The sequence below is a fragment of the Streptomyces sp. NPDC059787 genome (genome assembly GCF_042732315.1).
Classification (GTDB): domain Bacteria; phylum Actinomycetota; class Actinomycetes; order Streptomycetales; family Streptomycetaceae; genus Streptomyces; species Streptomyces atrovirens.
Map to the genome: position 1 here is coordinate 122725 of NZ_JBHWHX010000014.1, position 21785 is coordinate 144509.

The following is a 21785-nucleotide window of genomic DNA, read 5'->3' on the forward strand; positions in this document are numbered from 1 at the left end:
GTGACAGGACGTATGAGCGAGCGGACCGTGACGGCCGGGCGGGACACCGCCGGGACCGGCGACGCGGACGGGACGGACGTCCCCGTCCGGCTCGCGGCCGTCTTCCTCCCGGCACCCCTCCCGCGCGAGGGACGCGTCGCCTTCTACGACCCCGAGGGCGGCCCCGACGGCGAAGAGCCGCCCGGACCACCCGGCGCCTCCGCGTCGCGCACCGACCTCACCGTCGTCCGCCCGCACGGCACGGGGGTGCGGCGGCGGACGACCCCGGCGCTCTCCCTCCCCGTCGACGAGGCCCTGCCGCTGCTGGTCCGCGCCCGGCACGACCCCGCGGCCCACCCCGCCACCGCCTGCTGGGGCGCCGCCGCCCTGCACGCCCTGCGGCTCACCGCCCGCGGCCGGCTGCTGCCCGGTCTCACCGTCACCGGCCACGACGCCTGGCGCGCCGGCCCGCTCGACCCCGACGACGTGGCGCACCTGCGCGCGGTGGCCGCCGCCCTGCCCCACGAGGGCCACGCCGTCCCGCTGCCCGGCCCCGGCCCCCTCCGGCTGCCCCGGCCGGAGGCACTGGTGCGCGCCTTCCTGGACGCGGTCGCCGACACCCTGCCCCGCACCCCGGCCGCGCCGTACGCCTCGGGGCCGCCGTTCGCCGCGCGGAAGGCGCAGCGGCTGCCCGACGCCCACGACTGGGCCGCCGAGGTCGCCGCCGGCATGGACGCCGGCGTACGGATCTCGCTCCGCCTCGACCTGTCCGCCTACGACCTCTTCGACACCGGTGAGGGCGCCGGCGGGGACGGAAGCGGCGCGCGCGGCGCGGGCGCCGCGATCGTCCAGGTGCACAGCCTCGCCGATCCGACCCTGGTGGCCGACGCGGCGGCCCTGTGGGCGGGCGCGGCGGACAGCGCCTTCGGCCCCCGCGCGCGGGTGGACGCGGCCCTCGCGGTGCGCCGCGCGGCCCGGGTCTGGCCACCGCTGGACCGGCTCTCCGACCAGGACGTGCCCGATGTGCTGGCCCTCTCCGAGGAGGAGCTGAACGACCTGCTGGGCGTGGTGGCCACCCGGCTCGCCGCCGCCGGCGTCGCCGTGCACTGGCCCCGGGACCTCGCCCAGGACCTGACCGTCACGGCGGTGGTCCGCCCGGCTCCGGGCTCGGCGAAGGACGGCACCGGCTTCTTCGAGAGCGAGGACCTGCTGCGGTTCGGCTGGCAGCTCGCCCTCGGCGGCGACCCGCTCACCGAGGCCGAGATGGACGCCCTGGCCGAGACCCACCGTCCCGTCGTACGGCTGCGCGACCAGTGGGTGCTGGTCGACCCCGCCCTCGTCCGCAAGGCCCGCAAACGGGACCTGGGGCTGCTCGACCCGGTCGACGCGCTGTCCGTCGCCCTCACCGGCCACGCGGAGGTCGACGGGGAGACGGTCGAGGCGGTGCCGGCCGGTGCCCTCGCCGCCCTCCGTGACCGCCTGACCGCAGGGGTGCGGCCCGCCGAGCCGCCACCCGGCCTCGACGCCACCCTGCGCGACTACCAGCTGCGGGGCCTGGCCTGGCTGGACCTCATGACCTCCCTCGGCCTCGGCGGCTGCCTCGCCGACGACATGGGCCTGGGCAAGACCGTCACCCTCATCGCGCTGCATCTGAAGCGGGCCCGCACCGAGCCGACCCTGGTGGTCTGCCCGGCCTCGCTGCTCGGCAACTGGCAGCGGGAGATCACCCGGTTCGCGCCCGGCGTCCCCGTGCGCCGCTTCCACGGCCCCGACCGCACCCTGGACGGCCTCGACGGCGGCTTCGTCCTCACCACCTACGGCACCATGCGCTCCGCCGCACCGGAGCTGGCCGGGCAGCCGTGGGGCATGGTCGTCGCCGACGAGGCACAGCACGTCAAGAACCCCCACTCCGCGACCGCGAAGGCACTGCGCACGATCCCGGCCCCCGCGCGGGTGGCGCTCACCGGCACCCCCGTGGAGAACAACCTCTCCGAACTGTGGGCCCTCCTCGACTGGACGACCCCCGGACTCCTCGGCCCGCTGAAGTCCTTCCGCGCCCGGCACGCGCGCGCGGTGGAGACCGGCGAGGACGAGGAGGCCGTCGAGCGCCTCGCCCGCCTGGTCCGCCCCTTCCTGCTGCGACGCAGGAAGTCCGACCCCGGCATCGTCCCCGAACTGCCGCCCAAGACCGAGACGGACCACCCGGTACCGCTCACCCGCGAACAGGCCGCGCTGTACGAGGCGGTGGTGCGCGAGTCGATGCACGCCATCGAGTCCGCGCAGGGCATGGGCCGGCGCGGACTGGTGCTGAAGCTGCTGACCTCGCTCAAGCAGATCTGCGACCACCCGGCGCTCTATCTGAAGGAGGAGCAGGCGCGTGCCGGAGGCGACCGGCTCGTGGCCCGCTCCGGCAAACTGGCCCTGCTGGACGAGCTGCTGGACACCCTGCTCGCCGAGGACGGCTCCGCCCTGGTCTTCACGCAGTACGTCGGGATGGCCCGCCTGATCACCGCGCACCTCGCCGAGCGCGCGGTCCCCGTCGAGCTCCTCCACGGGGGTACGCCGGTGGCGGAGCGGGAGCACATGGTGGACCGCTTCCAGAGCGGCGCGACCCCGGTCCTGGTGCTCTCCCTCAAGGCCGCCGGCACCGGCCTCAACCTCACCCGCGCGGGCCACGTCGTCCACTTCGACCGCTGGTGGAACCCCGCGGTGGAGGAGCAGGCCACCGACCGCGCGTACCGCATCGGCCAGACCCAGCCCGTCCAGGTCCACCGCCTGGTCACCGAGGGCACGGTCGAGGACCGTATCGCCGAGATGCTGGAGTCCAAGCGCGCCCTCGCCGACGCGATCCTCGGCTCCGGCGAGGCGGCCCTCACGGAGCTGTCCGACCGCGACCTGTCCGACCTGGTGTCCCTGCGGAGGCCGGCATGACCCCCCGCCCCTCCGACGAGGCCCGCGCGGCCCTGCGCGCGGCCCGCGCACGGGTGACCCGCGAGCCGACGGCCACGGCCGCACCGGAGCACCGGCCCGCTCCCGATCAGCCGGCCGCCCCGGCCCCGGCCACCGGACAGCCCGACCGCCCCCACCGGCCCGCTCGGCCCGAAACCCGGGAACACCGCCCCGGCGACGTGGCCCGTGAGGCGCTGCGGCAGGCGGTACGGGCCCGGCGCGGCACGGCGGGGCCCGCCGACGCGGCGGACCCGGACCGCGAGGACACCGGCGCACCGGCGGCACACCCTCCCGCGGAGGACAGGGCACCCCGTGAAGAGCGGCCCCACGGTGAGGGGCCGCCCACCACCGAGACGCCGTCCGGGGACCCGGCGGCCGTGGCCGGCGACGGCGCCGGACACCGCGAGGCTCCGCGCCCCGGGGACATCGCGCGGGAGGCGCTGCGCTCCGCGCGCGGGGAAGCGCCGAGGGCGCGTCCGGCACCGGACGGCCGTACGGCGGGCGCCGAGCCCCGTGAACGGCGCGCCCCGTCACCCCGCGTCCCGCGCACGACCCGCGGCGACCGTGCCGCCGACGCCCGGGCCCGCGAGGTACGGGAGTCGCTCACGGACGCCTTCCGCATGCCCGGACCGGATGCGGAGACCGACGACACCCCCGGCCCGAGCGGCACCCCGACGTCACCCGGCGACCCGCGCTCCCGCAGCGGAGCTTCGGCCCCCCTCGGCCTCCCGGGTGACGTCAGGGAGTCGCTCACGGACGCCTTCCGCATGCCCGGGCCGGATGCGGAGACCGACGACACCCCCGGCCCGAGCGGCACCCCGACGTCACCCGGCGACCCGCGCTCCCGCAGCGGAGCCTCGGTCCCCCTCGGCCTCCCGGGCGACACCGCACCGCCCGCACCCGCCACCCCCCGCTCCATGGCCGCCCCCGCCCGCGACGGCGACCTGCGCCGCACCTTCCCGGCGTTCCCGCCCCGGGCCTCGGACAGCGAGGGCTTCGCCGAGACCTGGTGGGGTGACGCATGGGTCACGGCGCTGGAGGAGGGTGCGCCGGCCGCCGCCCGACTCGCACGCGGACGCGGATACGCCGAGCGGGGCCATGTGGACGCCATCACCGTCACGCCGGGACTGGTCCTCGCGTACGTGCAGGGCAGCCGCCCGCGGCCGTACCGCGTGCAGGTGCGGCTGCGGACGTTCACGGACGCCGACTGGGAGCGGTTCCTGGACGCCGCCGCCGACCGCCCCGGCCACATCGCGGCGCTGCTGGACAAGGAGATGCCCCAGTCCCTCGCCGACTGCGGAGCAGCGCTGCTGCCCGGCCCCGGCGACCTCGCCCCGCAGTGCAGCTGCCCCGATTCCGGCCACCCCTGCAAGCACGCCGCGGCCCTCTGCTACCAGACGGCCCGGTTGCTCGACGCCGACCCGTTCGTGCTGCTCCTGCTGCGCGGACGCGGTGAGCGCCAGGTGATCGACGCGCTGTCCCGGCTCAGCGCCACCCGCGCGGCCCGCGCCGTCCGGGGAAAGGAACCGGAACCCCTGCCGGGCATCCGGGCAGCCGATGTCCTCGCCCGCCGCGACCGCGAACTCCCCCCGCTCCCGGCCCCGCCGCCCCCGCCACCGCATCCCGGGCAGCCGCCCGTGTACCCCGCGTCCCCGGGCGGTCCCGACCCGTTCGCGCTGGACCAGCTGGCCACCGACGCCGCCGCCCGCGCGCACGCCCTGCTCACCACCGGCCGCGACCCGGTCGGCCGGCTCACCCTCTGGCAGGACGCGGTGCGGCTCGCCGCCGCCCGCCCCGGCTCCGGCCTGACCGCGGCGACGCGCGCGCTGTACTCCTCCCTCGCCGGAGCCGCCGGCCGCACCCCCGCCGAGCTGGCGCGCGCGGTCGCCGCCTGGCGCCAGGGCGGCCCGACGGGTCTCGCGGTCCTCGAGGAGCCCTGGGACCCGCCGGCCGGCCGCTTCGACCGCGCCCGCCCGCTCCTCCTCGCCGCCGACCTCCCCGCCTTCCGCCCCTGGCGCAACCGCCTCACCCACCCACGGGGCCACGTCCAGCTCCGCCTCGGCCGCGACCACCTGTGGTACGCCTACGAGTCCGAGCCGGGCCACGACGACTGGTGGCCCCGCGGCACCCCCGACCCGGACCCCGTGGGCGCCCTGACCGGTCTGGACACACCGGCCGACCTGTGACGGGCACGGGCGAGGCGGCGGGTCCGGCGGCCCTCTCAGCCCCGCCTGCTCGTGGGGACCGACGCCACGGGTGCGTCGGTCTGCCGGAGTTCGGCCAGGAGCTCGCTCTGACCGGCCAGCAGTTCGGTGAGGATCCGGCGGGCCGCGCGGAGGAGCTCGGCGACGTCGCCGCCGGCGAGGGCGTAGCGGACGGTGGAGCCCTCCCGGACCGAGACGACGATGCCGGACCTCCTGAGCACGGCCAGCTGCTGCGAGAGGCTGGACGGCTCGATGTCGATGTCGGCGAGCAGGTCCCGCACCGGCACGGGACCGTGCTGCAGCAGTTCCAGGACCCTGATGCGCACAGGGTGCCCCAGCATGCGGAAGAACTCCGCCTTGGCCTGGTAGAGGGGGACTTGCATGGGCGCGCACTCCCTGCCGCATCGGGGATGTTCTGCACGGTGCGGCGGCGCCCTCACGGACGCGCCGCCGCACGATGTGCTGTCCTTCGGAGCCGATCCTTCTTGCTCGGCCCGGCGCGCATCCACGGATTGGGACCATGTTGATGTGGTGACTTGAAGAAGTCTTCACATCATGGGCGCGCGTCGACCCGGTTCCCGGGTCGTTCACACCTCCAGCTGTTCTTCGATCCGCTTGAGTTGGTGGCGGGCCATCGCCAGGTTCGACCGGGACTTGTCGAGTACGAGGTACAGGAACAGTCCGTTGCCGTTCCGCCCGGTGACCGGCCGGATGACGTGGTACTGGCTTTCGAGCGTGATGAGGATGTCCTCGATCTGGCCGGTCAGGCCCAGTAGTTCCATGGTGCGCAGCTTGGCCCGGATGACGTCCGTGTTGCCGGCGGCCGCGACGGTGAGATCCAGGTCCTTGCCCCCGCCCAGCGTCCCCAGGGCCATGCCGCTGGAGTAGTCGACGACGGCCGCTCCGAGCGACCCTTCGACGGCGGTCATGATGTCCTTCAGTGACACTTCGACAGTTGCCATGGACGTCTCCCTCATCTGTTGTTCCACGGGTTGCGTCGGCCTCGACGGGGCGGTGGTTCCCGCCCCGGCCGCGGTGGCACCGTAGGCAGGTGGCACCGGCCCGGGGGAACGGGTTTCCGGGGGTGACCCCTAATGACCGAATGCCTGCGTCAGGGAACCGCTGTTTGACCGGAATCGGTCCGAGAAGTTTCCGTAGTGCCGGCAGCCGCCTGACGGGCTGCTCCGCCGTGCCCGGCGGATCCACGCCGGGGAGCACGGGCTCGATCGGATGCCGTGACCGGGGACCACTCGCCGAACCACTGCTCGGCGCCATAGGCCTCGAACCGCTCCACCTCGACGAAGCCCGGCTCGGTCGGCGGCGACCACCGTCACATCGGGTCCACTAGTCCAACGGGTGACGCTTTCGGCCCCGGCGCTCCCCCCTTCAGGGGCACCGGGGCGGAAAGCCGCGTGGGAACGCGGGCGTCAGTCGTCGTACGTCAGACCGTGTCCGGAGTGGAAGAGGACCTCGGCCGGGTCGTCGGCCCGCTGGATGGGCACGGGCAGCTTGCCGCGCGGCTCGACCCGTCCCGCGATCACCCGGGCGGCGGCGCGCAGTTCGACCTCGGTCCAGCAGTAGGAGGCCAGTGAGGCCGGGACGTCGCCGAGGTGGGCGATGTCGTAGGGGTTGCGCACCGCGAGGTGGACGACGGGGACGCCCGTCGCGAGCAGTCGGGACACCAGGGTGCGCTGGGCGCTGGTGGCGCCGACGTTCTCGGTGGTGACCACCACCGCGTCCCGTCCCCGTGCGGCGGCCACGGCCTCGTCGATCTTCGCCGCGTCGGGCGCCCGGCCGGTGGCGAGGTGGGTGGTGCTGTAGCCGAGTCCGTCGAACGCCCTGGCCAGCTCGGGCACCGTGGTGCGGGTGTCGTCGGTCGGGAAGGCCGGGCTGGCGCCGACCACGAGCAGCCTCCTCTGTCGGCGGCGCAGCGGGAGCGCCTCGTCCTCGTTGACCAGCAGGGTGGTGGTGCGTTCGGCGATCCGGTCGGCGGCGCGCCGGTGGCTGCGGGCGCCGACGACCCGGTCGACCACCTTCGGGGAGACGTAGGGGCTGCCGCTGAGCAGGCCGACCTTGTCCTTGACCCGCAGGATGCGCAGGACCGACTCGTCGAGCCGCTCCTCGGTGATCTCTCCGCTGCGCACGGCGGCCAGGACGCCGTTGTAGGCGACGTCGATGTCCGGCGGGAACAGCAGCTGGTCGGCGCCGGCCTTGAGGGCGAGGACGGGCACGCGGTCGTCGCCGTACTTGGTGCGCACGCCCTGCATGTTGAGGGCGTCGGTGACGATCACGCCGTCGAAGCCGAGTTCGCCGCGCAGCACGCCCTGGAGGATCGTGGGCGACAGGGTGGCCGGTTCGTTGCTGGGGTCGAGCGCGGGGACCTGGAGGTGCGCGGTCATGACCGAGTCGACGCCGGCGGCGATCGCGGCCTTGAAGGGCGGGGCGTCGATGCGCTCCCACTCCTCGCGGGTGTGGGTGATCACGGGCAGTCCGGTGTGGCTGTCCTCCCCGGTGTCCCCGTGGCCCGGGAAGTGCTTGGCACAGGCCACGACGCCGGCCTGCTGATAACCCGTCACCTGGGCCGCCACCATGCGACCGACCGCGTGGGCGTCGGCGCCGAAGGAGCGGACGTTGATGATGGGGTTGGCCGGATTGACGTTGACGTCGGCGACCGGGGCGAAGTTCTGGTGGATGCCCAGGGCGGCGAGTTCGGTGCCCGAGATCCGTCCGGCGGTGCGCGCGTCGGAGAGCGAGCGGCCCGCGCCGAGCGCCATCGCGCCCGGCAGCTGGGTGGCGCCGCTGCCGATGCGGACGTTGACCCCGTGCTCCTGGTCGATGGAGATCAGGGACGGGACGGGGGTGGGCAGGGCGAGTGAGGCCCGCTGCACACCGTTCGTCAAGTCCGCTACCTGGCGCGGGTCTTGGATGTTGTTCGTCCAGCCGTGGAAGTAGATGACACCGCCGATGTGGTACTTGGCGATGAGCTCGGCCACGGTGCGGACGCCGAGTTCCCCGAGGTTGCGCTCCTGGTCGAACCGGCTGGGAGAAGTCGCCGACGTACCGTAGAAGTACGGCACGAACAGCTGGCCGATCTTCGCCTCGACGCTCATCCTGGAGATGATCTTCTTCAGGCGGTTGTCGCGCCTGTGCGCGACCGCGGGGGTGGCCGCCGCGCCCACGACGCCCGTCGCGCTCGCGGCGACCACGGTCGCGGAGGCGAGAACGGTTCGTCTGGACAGACTCCGGTCCTGCATACGGACGTGCTCCTTCCAGCCTTGCTCATGAAGGGAGTTGAAGGAAACGCGAAGACTCCGGGCAGGGGGAAACGTAGCCCTCGGATCACGGGCGGGACAAGAGGTCTAGACAAAATGAGGGCTTCCCCGTCGCGCGTGCGGGTGCCCTGAGCCGGGCCGATACGTGTCGTCGACCGACCGGGTGGAGACACCGTGTACGTATGCCTCCATGATCACCGCGTAGAGGGCCTGGTCGATGCGCCGCCGGCGCTCAAGAAGACTAACGCCGAACCCGGTCGTGAGCCGGTCGTACGGGTGACCGTTGCGGAGATGGGCGAGAGTGGGCAGCGCCTGCCGGCCGGAGTTCGGACGCCGCCGGCGAGTACCGGGCTCCCGCCGGCGCCGGCGGAGCTCGACGGACGGGAAGCGCAGGGCGGAACCGGACACGTCGATGCCCGACGGGTGGACAAGCACATGAAGCCTCCGGCGGAGACGGATTTCTTGGTCGAAAACCCATCTGGCCAGAGGCTTCACCTGTCGGTCGGCCCAACCGGCCGATCGACCCGGCAGGTTGGAAAGAGCTCACTGCTGACCTGCGGCTGTTCAGGATGAAAGAGGTTCACTCGTTGAAGACGCGACTTTCGGCGATCTTGACACCGGGGTAACCCGTACCCATCCAGTACAACTTCATCTGGTAGTCGCCGACGCCGTTGATGTCATGCGGCATTTTGTCGCACCCGGCGTCGCCGCCGTCCTCTTCGTAATCCGTGACGTACCAGTCGCCACCTATGGCCTTGTAGTACAGCCGCCCCAGGACGCCTGCGCCATCCGCATTCGTGTCGCACACCTCGAATACGTCACCGTCGTCGTGGAAGGTCATGCTGCCCTGAGTGGCCGAGATCTTGATGTCGGTGATTGCCGCCGCCGGCGCAATGGACAAAATCGTCGCAGAGGAAGCAGCCAGTACCATTACGCCGATACGCTTACGCAGCACTCGATTCATGAGCGTCGACTTTATGTTCGAAACTCGATCTGACGCAACATCACCTTGATCACATTGCTGTAACGCCCGGCTTGCGGTGCGTGACCGTAATGCCTTTCAGTGAATCATCACCCTTCACTGGGCCTTTCCCCTGTTTATGTACGCATGGTCCAATTGGCCTTTATGTTCTCTGGCTGGCGATTTTGGCCGTCTGCTCACCTACTGCTGATTCCTGATGCGGTCCGTCATGTCGCCGCCGGTGGCGGTCAGGAACTCGGCGCCGAGGATGACGCCCGGGCCGGGCAGGCTGGTGTGCCGACGTTGCGGCCGTGGGACGCTCGGAGGCGGCGTGCGCGGTCCACCCCCCCCCGAAGAGGATCGCTGCGACCAGGCCGAGCGCGGTGACCGCGAACGACCAGCCGAAGGTCTTCAGAACCACTGGCTACCCAATCGTGGGGAGGAGGACGATGCCGTCGTCGTCGGCGTGCAGGATGTCGCCGGGCCGGAAGGTGACGCCGCCGAAGGCGACGGGCACGTCGACGGCTCCGGCCGCGTCCTTGCCGCTCTTGCGCGGAACGGTGCCCAGCGCCTTGACGCCGAGGCGGAGACCGGCGAGGGCGGCGCTGTCGCGGACGGCGCCGTGCAGGACCAGGCCGGCCCAGCCGTTGTCCTGGGCGGAGCCGGCGATGAGGTCGCCGACCAGGGCGGTGCGCAGGGAGCCGCCCCCGTCGACGACGAGGACGGCGCCGTCGCCTGGGGTGCGCAGCAGGTCGCGCAGGAGGCCGTTGTCCTCGTGGCAGGAGACCGTACGGACCGGTCCTGCGAAGCCGCGGTGGCCGCCGAACTGACGGAACTGCAGGTCACAGACGCGTAGTTCGGTGCCGTACTGGTCGACGAGGTCGGCGGTGGGGACGGGGGTGACTGTCATGGGGTTCCTTCGCTGGGGAGACTGCCGCGCTCGCTGCTCATCCGGCCGTCAGGGGGATGTGGGGGCGAGCGCGGCAGCCTGTTCGGGGGTGAGGGGACGGGTGGCGTGTCCCCGCAGGAGGAGGTGGAGTCTGGCGGTCTCCTCGAGTTCCTCGATCGCGTCGGCGGCCTGCTCCATGGTCGTACCGGCGATGACAGGGCCGTGGTTGGCGAGGAGGACGGCGTGGTGGGTGCGTGCCGTCCGCTCGGCCAGCGGTTCCAGGGTGCCGTCACCGGGGGCGTGGTAGGGGAGAAGGGGCAGGGTGCCGACGCGCATGGCGTAGTACGCGGTGAGTGGAGGAAGGGCGTCGGCCGGGTTCACGTCGCCGAGGCAGGAGATCGCGGCAGCGTACGTCGAGTGCAGGTGGACGACCGCGTGGGCGTTCGGCCGGGCCCGGTAGAAGGCGGCGTGCAGGAACGCCTCCTTCGTCGGACGGGGACCCTCCAGGTGCGTGCCGTGCAGGTCGGTGCGGGAGAGGTCGGCTTCCTCGACGGTGCCGAGGCTGGACCCGGTGGGCGTGAGCAGCAGGCTGCCGTCGGCCAGGCGGACGGACAGGTTGCCCGTCGAGCCGTGCGTCAGACCGCGTGTGAAGAAGGAGCGCGCGGTACGGACGATGAGTGCGCGGGCGGCCGACTCGTCGGCGTAGGTGGTCACTTGGCCTCCGTGAGAGCACGGGTGAACAGGTCGGGGGCGCCGAAGTTGCCGGACTTGAGCATGAGGGCGAGGTCACCGCTCCTGGTGGCGGCGTACGTCCACGGCACGCCGGGGTCGGCTTCCTCGCCGACGAGGACGGCCCGGACGCCCAGGGCGGTGGTGACGGCGCCGGAGGTCTCACCACCCGCCACGAGCAGTCGGCGTACGCCGCGTTCGACCAGGTGGGAGGCGAGGGTCCCGAGGAGTTCCTCCACCTGCGCGGCGGCTTCCGTGACACCCAACTGGGCCTGTACAGCGGCCAGTTCCTCCGGGGAGGCGGAGGCGTAGATCAGGACGGGCAGGGTGGGGTCCTGTTCGTCGTACCAGGCCAGGGCCTCGCCGGTGACGTCGCGGCCGGTGGCGGCGGCGAGCACGTCGAGGTGGAGGGAGGGCAGGCCGGCGGCGTAGAACTGGGCGATCTGCTCCAGGGTGCGGGCCGAGCAGCTGCCCGCCAGGACGGCGGCCCGCCCCCGGTCCGGCCAGGGTTCGGCGGTGGCCTGCCCGGTGGCCGGGTAGGCGTGCCCGAGCCCTTCGGCGAAACCGGCGGCGCCGGCGACGACCGGCAGTTCGAGCGTGGCGGCGCCCAGGACGGCGAGGTCCTCGTCGGTGAGGGCGTCGGCGATGACGTGCCGGACGCCGGCCTGCTGGTGGGCGAGTACGGCGTCGCGTACGGCCTCCGTGCCGAGGCGGACGGTGGTCCAGTCGATCAGGGCCACCTGGTGGCGGGTCTGCGCGGACAGCAGGCGCACCAGGGCGGAGTCCGTCATGGGGTTGAGGGGGTGGTGGCGCAGCGGTGAGTCGGACAGCAGCTGGTCGTGGACGAAGAGGTGGCCCTGGTAGACGGTGCGGCCGTTGGGCGGGGAGGCGGGGCAGTGCAGGGTGACGGTGGCGCCGGCGGCGTCCATGAGGGCGTCGGTGACCGGGCCGATGTTGCCGTGCGGGGTGGAGTCGAAGGTCGAGCAGTACTTGAAGTAGACCTGAGCCGCGCCCTTGGTCCACAGCCAGCGCTGGGCGGCGAGGGAGTCGGCGACGGCCTCGTCGGCGGGCGTGGACCGTGACTTGAGCGCGACGACCGCGGCGTCGCAGTCCGCAGGGAGCGTGGTGGTGTCATTCGGGACGCCGAAGACCAGGGCGGTGCGCAGGCCGGCACGCCGGAGGGCGGCGGCGACGTCGGTGCCGCCGGTGAAGTCGTCGGCTATGCAGCCGATGCGCAGGGTCATGGTCGGGGGTCTCTCCTCGGGCGTGCGGACGGAGCGTGGGCCGGGGCGGGCCGGTCGGAGTGGGCCCGCCCCGGGAGCGACGGTCAGTTCTGGCCGGCGCCGATGGCCTCGATGACGGCGGCGGTGAACTCGGTGGTGGAGGCGGAGCCGCCGAGGTCGCGGGTGGAGGTGCCGGCGGCGATCGCGTCGGCCACACCCTTCTCGATGACCTTCGCGACGGTGGCGAGCCTCTCGTCACCGTGCTTGGCGCCGAGCCACTCGAACAGCATGGCTCCGGAGAGGATCATGGCGACCGGGTTGGCGATGTTCCGCCCGGCGATGTCGGGGGCGGAGCCGTGGGAGGCCTGGGCCATGGCGGTGGTGGCGGAGGAGTTGATGGACGGGGCGGTGCCCAGCGAGCCGGAGATCTCGCCGGCCAGGTCGGAGAGGATGTCGCCGAACATGTTCTCGGTGACGATGACGTCGAAGTCCTGGGCGCGGCGCACCAGGTGAACGGTCATGGCGTCGATGTGGAAGTCGTCCACCGTCACGTCCGGGTAGTCCTTCGCCACTTCCTGGCACACCGTGCGGAACAGGCCCGTGGTGAGCTTCAGGACGTTGGCCTTGTGGACGATGGTGAGCTTCTTGCGGCGCGAACGGGCCAGGTCGAAGGCGACGCGGGCGACGCGTTCGGTGGCCTCGCGGGTGATGATGCCCAGCATGATCGCGGTGTCCGGGGTCGGCATGAACTCACCCGTGCCCGCGAAGGTGTTGCGGTCGGCGTAGAAGCCCTCGGTGTTCTCGCGGACGATGACCAGGTCGGCGTTGTCGCAGACGGCCTTGGCGCCGGGGAAGCTCTTGGCGGGGCGGATGTTGGCGAAGAGCTGGAAGTGCTTGCGCAGGGTGCCCGAGGGGTTGAGCGCGGACTTGTGCGGCTCGGGGTAGGACACGGAGTCGTGCGGGCCGAGGTACCAGCCGTCCAGGCCGGCCAGGGCGTCCTTGGTCTCCTCGGGGACCGGGGTGCCGTGGGTCTCGATGGCGGAGGCGCCGAGCGGCAGGGTGACCCAGTCGACGGAGACGCCGGCGGCCTGCGCGGCGGCGGTGGCGATCTCGACGGAGGAGGGGACGATCTCGGGGCCGATGCCGTCGCCCTCGAGGACGCCGAGGCGGTAGGTCTTGGTGCTCATGGTGCGGGTTCCTCTCGAAGAAACAGGGGTGGTGGGGTCAGGACAGGACGGCCGCCGCGTCGGCGAGCGCGGTCCAGGAGCGGGCGGCGGCCCTGGTGCTGTCGCCGTCCTGGGTGTGCTCCAGGGTCAGCCAGCCGGTGAAGCCGCCGGCCCGGAGAGCGGTGAGGAGGGCGGGGAGCCGGGGGTCGCCGACGGTCAGGGGGCCTCGGGTCGAGGCGGCGGCGAGCTGGAGGCAGCCGGTGACACCGGTGTGGCCGGCGACGGCTTGTACCGCGTCGATGCCCTCGGCGTCGAGGTGGTGGGTGTCCAGCACCAGCCCGGTCGGCACATCGAGCGAGTCGATGAAGGCGAGGGCCTCGGCCGGGGTGTGCCACAGCGAGGTGCTGGTACGCGACTGCGGCTCCAGCAGCAGGCGACCGCCGTGCGTGGCCGCCTCCTCGGCCAGCTGCCGCACAGCGCGTTCGGCCCAGACACGTTGTACGTCCTCCAGCCCCGGCAGGAACGTGCCGCGGGTCTGGCCGAGCGTGACCGGCACACCCAGCTCGCCGGCGAGCCGGGCGGCGCCCAGCAGGCGGCCCAGGGCGTGCCGGCGCACGTCGGGCGACGGGTCGGTCAGCGTCAGCCGGTCCTGGGCCGCGACCGGTCCGGTGCCGACGCCCAGGACCTCGAGGCCGGCGGCCTCGACGGTCCGCGTCAGGGTTTCGGCGTCCTGGGCACCGACCTCGCGCACCTGTACCTCCACCCCGTCGTAGCCGAGTTCGGCCAGGTCACGGACGGCCTCGGCGAGAGGCGCCGTGTGGCCGAGCGGCATGGGGGAGGCGCAGTCGTCACCGGAGACGGTGTAGGCCAGCGGCCAGGGCGGCCCCGCGCTCATGACGCGACCGCCGGTGCCCCGGCCGGGACGAGCAGACCGCGCAGTTCACGGGCGGCGGCACCGGCACCGTCCAGCACCGGCACGCCCAGCAGGGCGGCCAGGGCGTCGCGCGCCGGGGTGAGCGAGTACTGGGCCAGCAGCACCGCGTCGGCGTCGGCGCCCCCGGCCGTGTGAAGGGCGTCCGCCAGGTGACGGGCGGCGGTCTCGGGGTCGGCCGCGACGGCGGCCTCCTCGCTCAGGGCGGTCACGATGTCGACCGGACGGTCCGGGCGGGCGGCCGGGACGAGTGCTTCGAGCTGGGCGACGGCGGCCGGAACGGCGGGCGGCGTGGAGGCGACGACGGCGAGACGCCGGTACGGGCCGGCCAGCGCGGCCTTGAACATCGACTCGTCCGACTTGAGCACGGGCACCTTCCACAGCGTCCGGGCGGTGTCCACCACCTCCCCGTAGGAGGAGCAGGTCAGCAGCAGACCCTGGGCGCCGCCGTCCATCACGTGCCCGATCAGACGGAGCATGCGCCGGCGCAGTGCGCCGGTGAGTCCGCCGGCCTCGCGGGCGTCGTCCAGCAGGCGGTCGTCCAGCACGTTCCAGGCCGTGGCCTGCGGGAACTCCTGGGCGAACGCCTCATGGGCGATGCGGTGCGCGGCCGGCACGGCGTGGATCATGGCGACCAGGGGGTGGGGTTCGATCACCGGGTTCTTCCTCTTCCGGTAGGCGGGGACCGGCAAGGGTCCCGACCGCGGGTCTTCTCCGGCCGGCGCGGGAACGTCCGTGACGGCGGGGGAACAGGCCCGAGACGGGGGACGGCAGCGTGGTGTCGCGGTGCCGCGCCGCCACTGTAGGCCTAACCGGTTAACCGGTCAACCGGTTGTTCGTGCGGGTGGGCCGCGGGGCGCCGGGACCGGCCCGGCGCCTGGCGGCGGCCGCTATCCCTCGCGCTGTTCGAGCGCCTTCATCAGGCGCCGGGACGCGCCGTCCATGTGCCGGGCCATCGCCGTACGGGCGGCGTCCGCGTCGCCGCGCGCGACCGCCTCGAAGATCGGCACGTGGTCGCCGTAGGCGACCTCGCGGGAGCGCACGGCCCCGGTGCGCTCCACCCAGCCGCGCTGGATCATCGCGCGCATGCCCTTGAGCATGTCCCGCAGCACGGTGTTGCCGGCCAGTTCGCCGAGGGCGGCGTGGAAGGCGGTGTCCGCCTCGGGGAACTCCTCGTCCGGGCACTCCCGCATCGCCGTCAGGCGGGCCCGCAGCAGCTCGACGCCCGCCTCGTCGCGCGTCTGCGCGGCCAGGCCGGCGACGACGACCTCCAGCTCGGCGCGCGCCTGCACCATGTCCCGGGCGCCCCGCTCGCCGAGGACGAGCCCCAGCTCGAACAGGCGGTAGAGCACGTCGGAGTCGGTGCCGCGGAAGTACGTCCCACTGGACTGCCGGATCTCCAGCAGGCCGAGGAAGCCGAGCGACTTGATCGCCTCGCGCACGGTGGGCCGGTTCACCCCGAGCATCTCGGTCAGCTGCCGCTCCGAGGGGATGCGGTCGCCGGGCTGGACCTCGCCGGACATCAGGTAGTCGATCAGGCGGCGGGAGACCTCTGTGGCCAGCGGCTCACGCGGCTCGACCGTGATCCTGGCGAGTTCGGCCATCGATTTCCTCACTTCGGTATTGACGCGATGGCCGGATTCTAGTTACCTACCGGCAATCCGGTAAACCGGTTGTCCGGAAGTCGACGGGTCCGAGTCACCCGTCCTTCCCCGTGTCGGCCCCGGATGTCCCAGTCATGCCAGGCGCACCCCTGACGTTCCCCCCGGGCCACCGCCCGCCACGCCCGTGCGCCCGCCGAGCCGCCGTACAGGAGCCGCACGTACCATGACCGACCCGACGCACGAGCCGAGTACGGCCCCGTGTGCGCTGCCGGTCGTCGCCCGAACCGACACGCACTGAACCCACGCGCCGTCCTGCGCCGCCGCCAGACCGGCGGCCCTCCGCCCTGCCCCAAGGAGCAACGATGCTCGCCGTCCTCGGCTTCGCCACCCTGGGCAGCTTCATGCTGCTCGTGATGCGGAAACACCTCTCCGCGTTCACCGCCATCATGCTCACCCCGATCGCCGCCGCCGCCGTCGCAGGCAAGGGCACCGAGCTCGGCGACATGATCATGAACGGTCTGGACACCGTCGCGCCCACCGCGGCGCTGCTGCTCTTCGCCGTCCTCTACTTCGGCCTGATGATGGAGTGCAAGCTCTTCGAGCCGATCGTCCAGGCCATCGTCCGCGCCTCCAAGGGCGACCCGGTCCGCATCGTCGTCGGCACCGCCGTACTGTCGCTGTGCGTCGCCCTCGACGGTGACGGCACCACCAGCTACATGATCGTCTGCTCGGCGTTCCTGCCCGTCTACCGGCGCCTGGGCATGAACCCCCTCATCCTGGCGACCCTGGCGGCCATGTCGCTGGGCACCATCTCCGGCACCACCCCCTGGGGCGGCGCCGCCACCCGCGGCATCAGCGTCCTGCACCTGAGCGCCACCGAGTACTTCGTCCACATGATCGGCCCCATGGCCCTCACCAGCCTGGCCATCATCGCCGTCGCCTACTGGCTCGGCCTGCGCGAGCGCGGCAAGCTCGACGCCGAGAAGCTGGCCGCCTACAAGCTGGAGATCGCCTCCGGCGAGGCGTTCGAGCCGGTCGAGGCCGACTGGCGCATGTGGTTCAACGCCGCTCTCACCCTGCTGCTGATGGTGCTGCTCATCGCCGAGGTCGCCGACCTCCTGGTGCTGTTCATGGTCGCGTTCGTCATCGCCCTGCTGGTCAACATCCGCTCCATCGGCGACCAGCAGGAGCTCATCAAGCGCCAGGCGTCCAACGCGGTCCCCGTGATGATCCTCGTCCTGGCCGCCGGCGTCTTCACCGGCATCATGACCGACTCCGGCATGATCAAGGCCATGGCCGACGCCGCCCTCTCGATCGTCCCGGACGGCTGGGGCAGCGTCATCCCGCTGTTCACCGCGATCCTCGCCCTGCCGCTCGGCTTCTTCATGTCCAACGACGGCTACTGGTTCGGCGTCGTCCCCGTCCTCGCCGAATCCGCCGCCCACTACGGCATCCCCGCCAACGAGATCGCCCGGGCCGGCGCCATCGGTCAGATCCTGCACATGATGGGCCCCACCAGCGCGCCCCTGTGGGTCCTCCTCGGACTGGTCAAGGCGGAACTCGGCGACTTCCAGAAGCACGCCCTGCGCTGGGGCGTCCTCGTCTCCCTCGCCTACATCGCCTTCGCCCTCCTCACCGGAGCCATCAGCGTCACCTGAGCCGGCGCGACATCCCGTGGGTTTCCCCGTGTCCGGCGGGCCGCCGCCGTCACCGGTGCGGTCGGCACCGTGCTGGACAACCCCGCCACCCGAGCCCGCGGTACCGGCGGTGCACCGGGCACCGCCGATGCCGCGGCCGGGATCCGACGCACCGTCGAGCACACCGGAGAGACCTCCTGGTGATCGTTTCCACCGACCCGGCCACCGGTACCGAACTCGCCCGCTGCACACCGCAGTCCGCCGAGGAGGTCGACGGCATCCTCGACGCGGCGGCCTCGGCGCGGGCCGCCTGGCCAACCGGACCGAGTACGGCCTGGGCGCCGCCCTGTGGACGACCGACCTGGACCGGGCCCGCCGCATCGCCCGCGTCATCGACGCCGGCGCCGTCTTCGTCAACGGCATGGTCGCCTCCGACCCCCGCCCGCCCTTCGGCGGCATCAAGAAGTCCGGCTACGGCCGCGAGCTCGGCGCCGAGGGCATCCGCGAGTTCACCAACACCAAGACCGTCCGGATCGGCCCGGCGGCCTGACCACCCCCACCTGGAGAACTCCGTGCACCGGCACCCCACCGACGAGCCCTGCTTCGCCTCCTTCCCGCCCGCCGTGCTGCGACCCGCCGAGCTGACCGCCTTCAGCCGCGGCGGCGGCGCCCGCACCATCCCCCTGGTCACCCGGGCCGTCGGCGCCGAGGTCTTCCTCACCGGCCAGACCCTCTTCGACGGCGGCGCGGGCATCGCCCCGCACACCCACAACTGCCCGGAGAGCGTCACCATCCTCGAAGGCGACGCCGTCGTGGAGATCGACGGCACCGAACACCACGTCACCCGCTTCGACACCACCTACGTCCCCGCCGGCACCCCCCACCGCTTCCGCAACGCCTCCGCCACCGAGCCGATGCGCATCCTGTGGATCTACGCCTCCGTCGACGCCACCCGCACCCTCGTGGAGACGGGCGTCACCGCGCGCGTCGACGCCGAACACGCCAAGGCCGCCGCCGAGAACCGCGACTGACCCCAGGAAGCAGCACCACGTGATCACCGAAATCGCCCGGATCGAGGTCCGGCCGGGTCGGGAGAAGGAGTTCGAGGAAGCCGTCGCCCAGGCCCTTCCCTACTTCCTCGCGGCCGACGACTGCGACGGCGTCGATCTGCACCGCAGCCCCGAACACCTCTCGCGCTACCGGCTGACGGTCCGCTGGGAGACGGTCGAGCACCACACCGTCGCCTTCCGCGGCTCCGAGGGCTTCGCCAAGTGGCGAGGACGGGCACGGGGCAGGACCGGGTCGGCCCTTCAACCGCGTGGTTCTTCGGGGAGGAACGTCACCTGCGGAGCGCCCGTGCGCGGATGAGTGGCGACTTCCGCCGCCACTCCGTAGACCTCGGCCAGGAGTCGGGGGGTGAGGATCTCGGCGGGCGCTCCGGAGGCGGTGACCTCACCGTCGTGCAGGACGTAGAGGCGGTCGCAGTAGTAGGCGGCCAGGTTGAGGTCGTGCAGGGCGAGCAGCACGGTGGCGGGCAGGCGGCGCAGGGTGCCGAGCACGGACAGCTGATGCCGGATGTCGAGGTGGTTGGTGGGTTCGTCGAGGACGAGGAGGGTGGGCTGCTGGGCGAGGGCGCGCGCGATGAGGACGCGTTGGCGCTCGCCACCGGAGAGCCGGTCGAAGGGGCGGTCGGCCAGGTGGACGGCGTCGACCGCGAGGAGCGCGGAGTCGACGAGGTCGGCGTCCTCGGGGGTGTCGCCGGCGAGGAGTCGTTTGTGCGGGGTGCGGCCCATGGCGACGACCTCGCGGACGGCGAGGTCGAAGTCGGCTGCCGAGTCCTGGACCACCGCCGCCACGGTGCGGGCCAGTTGCCGCACCGGCAGCGACCAGGCGTCACTGCCGTCGACGCGGACCTGGCCGGTGTCGGGGCGCAGGACGCGGTAGACGGTGCGCAGGAGGCTGGACTTCCCGCTGCCGTTGGGGCCGACGAGACCGATGGTCTCGCCCGGGCGGGCGGTCAGGGAGACGTCACGCACCAGATGGCGGGCCCCGGCGGTGAGCGTGACGCCGTCGACGCTCAGTTCGGTCGCGGTCATGCCACTCCTCGGTCGGTGCCGCGCCGGGCGTCCCGGCGCATCAGCCACAGGAAGAACGGCCCGCCGCACAGGGCCGTGAGGACGCCGACGGGTATCTCCATCGGCGCGGCGATCGTCCGTGCGGCGATGTCGGCCCAGACGAGGAAGACCGCTCCGCCGAGTGCCGCCGTCGGCAGGACCCGGCGGTGGTCGCCGCCGACGAACAGGCGCACGATGTGGGGCATCATCAGACCGACGAAGCCGATCGGTCCGGCCGCCGCGACCAGCACGCCCGTGACGAGGGAGAGCACGACGAACAGCCGGGCGCGGAAGCGGGCCACGTCCAGCCCCATCGTGGTGGCCGCCTCCTCGCCGGCCAGCAGCAGGTTCAGGTTGCGGGCCTGTGCCAGGAGGACGCCGACACCGAGCAGCAGGGCAGTGCTCGGCAGCCACAGCGTGCCCCAGTTGACGCCGCCGAGGCCGCCGAGGGTCCAGGCGAGGACCGCGCGGGCTTCGTTGCCGCGGTCGGTGGTGAGCAGCAGCAGATCGAGGACCGCGGTGAGCACCGCGGCGATGGCCACTCCGGACAGCACCAGCCGGGACGAGGTGATGCGGCCGCCGGTGCGGGCGGTGGCGTAGACGAGTAGGAGCGCGCCCAGGGCTCCGACGAAGGCGGCCACCGACAGGGAGAGGGGCCCGAAGAGGGTGACCCCGAACACGATCACGGAGACCGCGCCGAGGGATGCACCGGAGGAGACGCCGAGCAGGTACGGCTCGGCGAGCGGGTTGCGCACCAGGGCCTGCAGGGCGGTGCCGATCACCGCGAGGCCGGCGCCGGTGACCGCGCCGAGCAGCACCCGCGGCGCCCGCACGTCCACCACGATGGTCTCCCGGGCCCGTGACCAGTCCGGCTGCTGCCAGTCGGCGCCCAGCGTGTGCGTCACGATGCCCCACACCTGGCCGGGCGGCACGTGCACGGAGCCGATCGCGAGGCCCGCGGTCGCGGAGACGAGGAGGAGGGCGGTGAGGACCAGCAGCGTGACGGCCAACCGTGTACGGCCTGTTCCTGACCCGGTGGCCTTCCGCCGTCGAACCGTCCGCTCGGTGGGCGTGCCGGTGGCGGCCTGGGTCACCGGAAGCTCGCGGGGTGCAGTCCGCGGGCCAGGTCCTCGACCGCGTAGGCCGAACGGATGCCGACCAGGGTGGCGGTCAGCGGCAGGACGACGAACCGCTTGTTCCTGACGGCGGGTACGTCCGCGAGCGCGGGCTGGGAGAGCAGGAACTCCTTCTTCTCCTCCACGCTTCCGGCGCCGGCGTAGTCGTAGACGGCGATGACCTCCGGTTTGCGCTCGACGACCTGCTCCCAGGAGACGTCGCCGAAGACGTCGTCGAGGTCGGCGAAGACGTTCTCGCCGCCGGCCAGCCGGATCAGCTCGGTGCCCAGGCTCTTGCCGCCCGCGGTGAAGGCGCTCTTGTCGCCGCTGTCGTAGACGAAGACGGACACCTCGGGCTCGCCTTTCACCTTGCCGGCGGCCTTGCCGACGCGGCCCTCGAGGTCCGCGACCAGCTTGTCGGCCCGGTCCGGGACACCGAAGATCGTGCCGATGGTGCGGATCTCGTCGTAGGTGTCCTTCATCGTCACCCGCTTCTTGCCGCAGTACTCGCGGTTGAGGTAGGTGTCGATGCCGGCGTCGGCGAACGCCTTGCGGGAGCGGCCCTCGTTCTCGGCGAAGGCGCTGCCGTAGCCGCCGTAGACGAGTTCGGGTCCGGCGTCCAGGATCTTCTCGAACGACGGTTCCCTCTCCGCCAGTTCGGGGATCGCCTCGTAGTCCTTCCTCAGCTCGGGCAGGACGGCGGAGTCGGGGAAGGCCGTGCCGACCATGCGGTCCTTCAGGCCGAGGGCGAGCATGAGTTCCGCCGGGTGCTGGTGAACGGTGACCACCCGCGACGGCGGCCTGTCGTACGTCGTCCTCACGCCGCAGTTGTCGATGGTGACCGGGAAGCCCGTGGGCGCGGCGGCGGTGGCCTTCGCGTCCCCGCCGCCCTCGTCGGACGAACCGCAGCCGGTGGTCAGCAGCAGGGACGAAAGAGCCACGGCAGCGGCCGTGGCACGAAGGAGCCCGCGCGTGCGGGCAGGGGTGAACAGCTGGGACACGTGAAGCCTCC

The 21785-nt window shown here is 72.8% G+C and carries 20 protein-coding genes and 1 pseudogene; 6 read left to right on the plus strand and 15 right to left on the minus strand.

All coding sequences use genetic code 11. The features are described 5' to 3' along the window. The first annotated feature begins 12 nt into the window (after window positions 1-12). Window positions 13-2910, plus strand: a complete 2898-nt coding sequence (locus tag ACFV5H_RS16235; protein ID WP_385195293.1) for a DEAD/DEAH box helicase — start codon at window positions 13-15, stop codon at window positions 2908-2910. Next, window positions 2907-5114, plus strand: a complete 2208-nt coding sequence (locus ACFV5H_RS16240) for an SWIM zinc finger family protein (RefSeq protein ID WP_385195296.1) — start codon at window positions 2907-2909, stop codon at window positions 5112-5114. Before ACFV5H_RS16235 ends, ACFV5H_RS16240 begins: the two co-directional genes overlap by 4 nt. A gap of 35 nt (window positions 5115-5149) precedes the next feature. On the opposite strand, the gene ACFV5H_RS16245 is transcribed toward ACFV5H_RS16240, so the two are convergent. The 12 genes and pseudogenes from ACFV5H_RS16245 to ACFV5H_RS16300 all read right to left on the minus strand — a co-directional run bounded on the left by ACFV5H_RS16245 (window position 5150) and on the right by ACFV5H_RS16300 (window position 15907). Beyond that, window positions 5150-5515 carry a helix-turn-helix transcriptional regulator gene (locus tag ACFV5H_RS16245; RefSeq protein ID WP_085571271.1) on the minus strand — a complete coding sequence of 122 codons (366 nt, stop codon included), beginning with the start codon at window positions 5513-5515 and terminating at the stop codon, window positions 5150-5152. Window positions 5516-5719: 204 nt separating this feature from the next. After that, window positions 5720-6094: a hypothetical protein gene (locus tag ACFV5H_RS16250; RefSeq protein WP_385052770.1), complete on the minus strand. Its 375-nt coding sequence runs from the start codon at window positions 6092-6094 to the stop codon at window positions 5720-5722. A gap of 465 nt (window positions 6095-6559) precedes the next feature. Further along, on the minus strand, window positions 6560-8386 hold the full coding sequence (locus ACFV5H_RS16255) for a glycoside hydrolase family 3 protein (RefSeq protein WP_385195299.1): 1827 nt from the start codon (window positions 8384-8386) through the stop codon (window positions 6560-6562). 165 nt (window positions 8387-8551) lie between these two features. Further along, a pseudogene (locus tag ACFV5H_RS16260) lies at window positions 8552-8692 on the minus strand (transposase); the annotation flags it as partial. A 292-nt stretch (window positions 8693-8984) separates the two neighbouring features. Then, on the minus strand, window positions 8985-9368 hold the full coding sequence (locus tag ACFV5H_RS16265) for a hypothetical protein (protein ID WP_385195301.1): 384 nt from the start codon (window positions 9366-9368) through the stop codon (window positions 8985-8987). A 421-nt stretch (window positions 9369-9789) separates the two neighbouring features. Continuing rightward, entirely contained in the window at window positions 9790-10275 is a 486-nt protein-coding gene (gene rraA, locus ACFV5H_RS16270) for a ribonuclease E activity regulator RraA (RefSeq protein ID WP_385052762.1), read from the minus strand. 48 nt (window positions 10276-10323) lie between these two features. After that, window positions 10324-10968 carry a 3-oxo-tetronate 4-phosphate decarboxylase gene (gene otnC / locus ACFV5H_RS16275; protein WP_385052760.1) on the minus strand — a complete coding sequence of 215 codons (645 nt, stop codon included), beginning with the start codon at window positions 10966-10968 and terminating at the stop codon, window positions 10324-10326. Further along, a complete protein-coding gene (gene otnK / locus ACFV5H_RS16280; protein ID WP_385195304.1) occupies window positions 10965-12227 on the minus strand; it encodes a 3-oxo-tetronate kinase in 1263 nt (420 codons plus the stop codon). Before otnK ends, otnC begins: the two co-directional genes overlap by 4 nt. Window positions 12228-12310: 83 nt before the next feature. After that, window positions 12311-13393, minus strand: coding sequence for an isocitrate/isopropylmalate dehydrogenase family protein (locus ACFV5H_RS16285; RefSeq protein WP_385052755.1), 1083 nt, complete (start codon window positions 13391-13393; stop codon window positions 12311-12313). 37 nt (window positions 13394-13430) lie between these two features. Next, window positions 13431-14267 carry a sugar phosphate isomerase/epimerase family protein gene (locus ACFV5H_RS16290; RefSeq protein ID WP_385195306.1) on the minus strand — a complete coding sequence of 279 codons (837 nt, stop codon included), beginning with the start codon at window positions 14265-14267 and terminating at the stop codon, window positions 13431-13433. Beyond that, window positions 14264-14959, minus strand: coding sequence for an aspartate/glutamate racemase family protein (locus ACFV5H_RS16295; RefSeq protein WP_385052750.1), 696 nt, complete (start codon window positions 14957-14959; stop codon window positions 14264-14266). The genes ACFV5H_RS16290 and ACFV5H_RS16295 overlap by 4 nt, the downstream gene beginning before the upstream one ends. 234 nt (window positions 14960-15193) lie before the next feature. Then, a complete protein-coding gene (locus ACFV5H_RS16300) occupies window positions 15194-15907 on the minus strand; it encodes a FadR/GntR family transcriptional regulator (RefSeq protein WP_385052748.1) in 714 nt (237 codons plus the stop codon). A 362-nt stretch (window positions 15908-16269) separates the two neighbouring features. On the opposite strand from ACFV5H_RS16300, the gene ACFV5H_RS16305 reads away from it, so the two are divergent. The 4 genes from ACFV5H_RS16305 (at window position 16270) to ACFV5H_RS16320 (ending at window position 18912) form a co-directional block, all read left to right on the plus strand. Beyond that, a complete protein-coding gene (locus ACFV5H_RS16305) occupies window positions 16270-17565 on the plus strand; it encodes a CitMHS family transporter (RefSeq protein ID WP_385052745.1) in 1296 nt (431 codons plus the stop codon). Window positions 17566-17692: 127 nt separating this feature from the next. Continuing rightward, window positions 17693-18094 (plus strand): aldehyde dehydrogenase family protein, encoded by a 402-nt coding sequence (locus tag ACFV5H_RS16310; protein ID WP_385052743.1) that lies wholly within the window; start codon window positions 17693-17695, stop codon window positions 18092-18094. A 22-nt stretch (window positions 18095-18116) separates the two neighbouring features. After that, window positions 18117-18575 (plus strand): cupin domain-containing protein, encoded by a 459-nt coding sequence (locus ACFV5H_RS16315; RefSeq protein ID WP_385195308.1) that lies wholly within the window; start codon window positions 18117-18119, stop codon window positions 18573-18575. Window positions 18576-18594: 19 nt separating this feature from the next. Further along, window positions 18595-18912, plus strand: coding sequence for an antibiotic biosynthesis monooxygenase family protein (locus ACFV5H_RS16320; RefSeq protein WP_385195311.1), 318 nt, complete (start codon window positions 18595-18597; stop codon window positions 18910-18912). On the opposite strand, the gene ACFV5H_RS16325 is transcribed toward ACFV5H_RS16320, so the two are convergent. From ACFV5H_RS16325 to ACFV5H_RS16335, 3 genes are read right to left on the minus strand one after another with little or no spacing between them, the layout of a single operon-like run. Further along, window positions 18855-19640: an ABC transporter ATP-binding protein gene (locus ACFV5H_RS16325; RefSeq protein ID WP_385195314.1), complete on the minus strand. Its 786-nt coding sequence runs from the start codon at window positions 19638-19640 to the stop codon at window positions 18855-18857. The genes ACFV5H_RS16320 and ACFV5H_RS16325 overlap by 58 nt on opposite strands. Next, entirely contained in the window at window positions 19637-20752 is a 1116-nt protein-coding gene (locus tag ACFV5H_RS16330; protein WP_385195317.1) for a FecCD family ABC transporter permease, read from the minus strand. Before ACFV5H_RS16330 ends, ACFV5H_RS16325 begins: the two co-directional genes overlap by 4 nt. Next, window positions 20749-21774 (minus strand): ABC transporter substrate-binding protein, encoded by a 1026-nt coding sequence (locus ACFV5H_RS16335; RefSeq protein ID WP_385195320.1) that lies wholly within the window; start codon window positions 21772-21774, stop codon window positions 20749-20751. The genes ACFV5H_RS16330 and ACFV5H_RS16335 overlap by 4 nt, the downstream gene beginning before the upstream one ends. Between the last annotated feature and the right edge of the window lie 11 nt (window positions 21775-21785).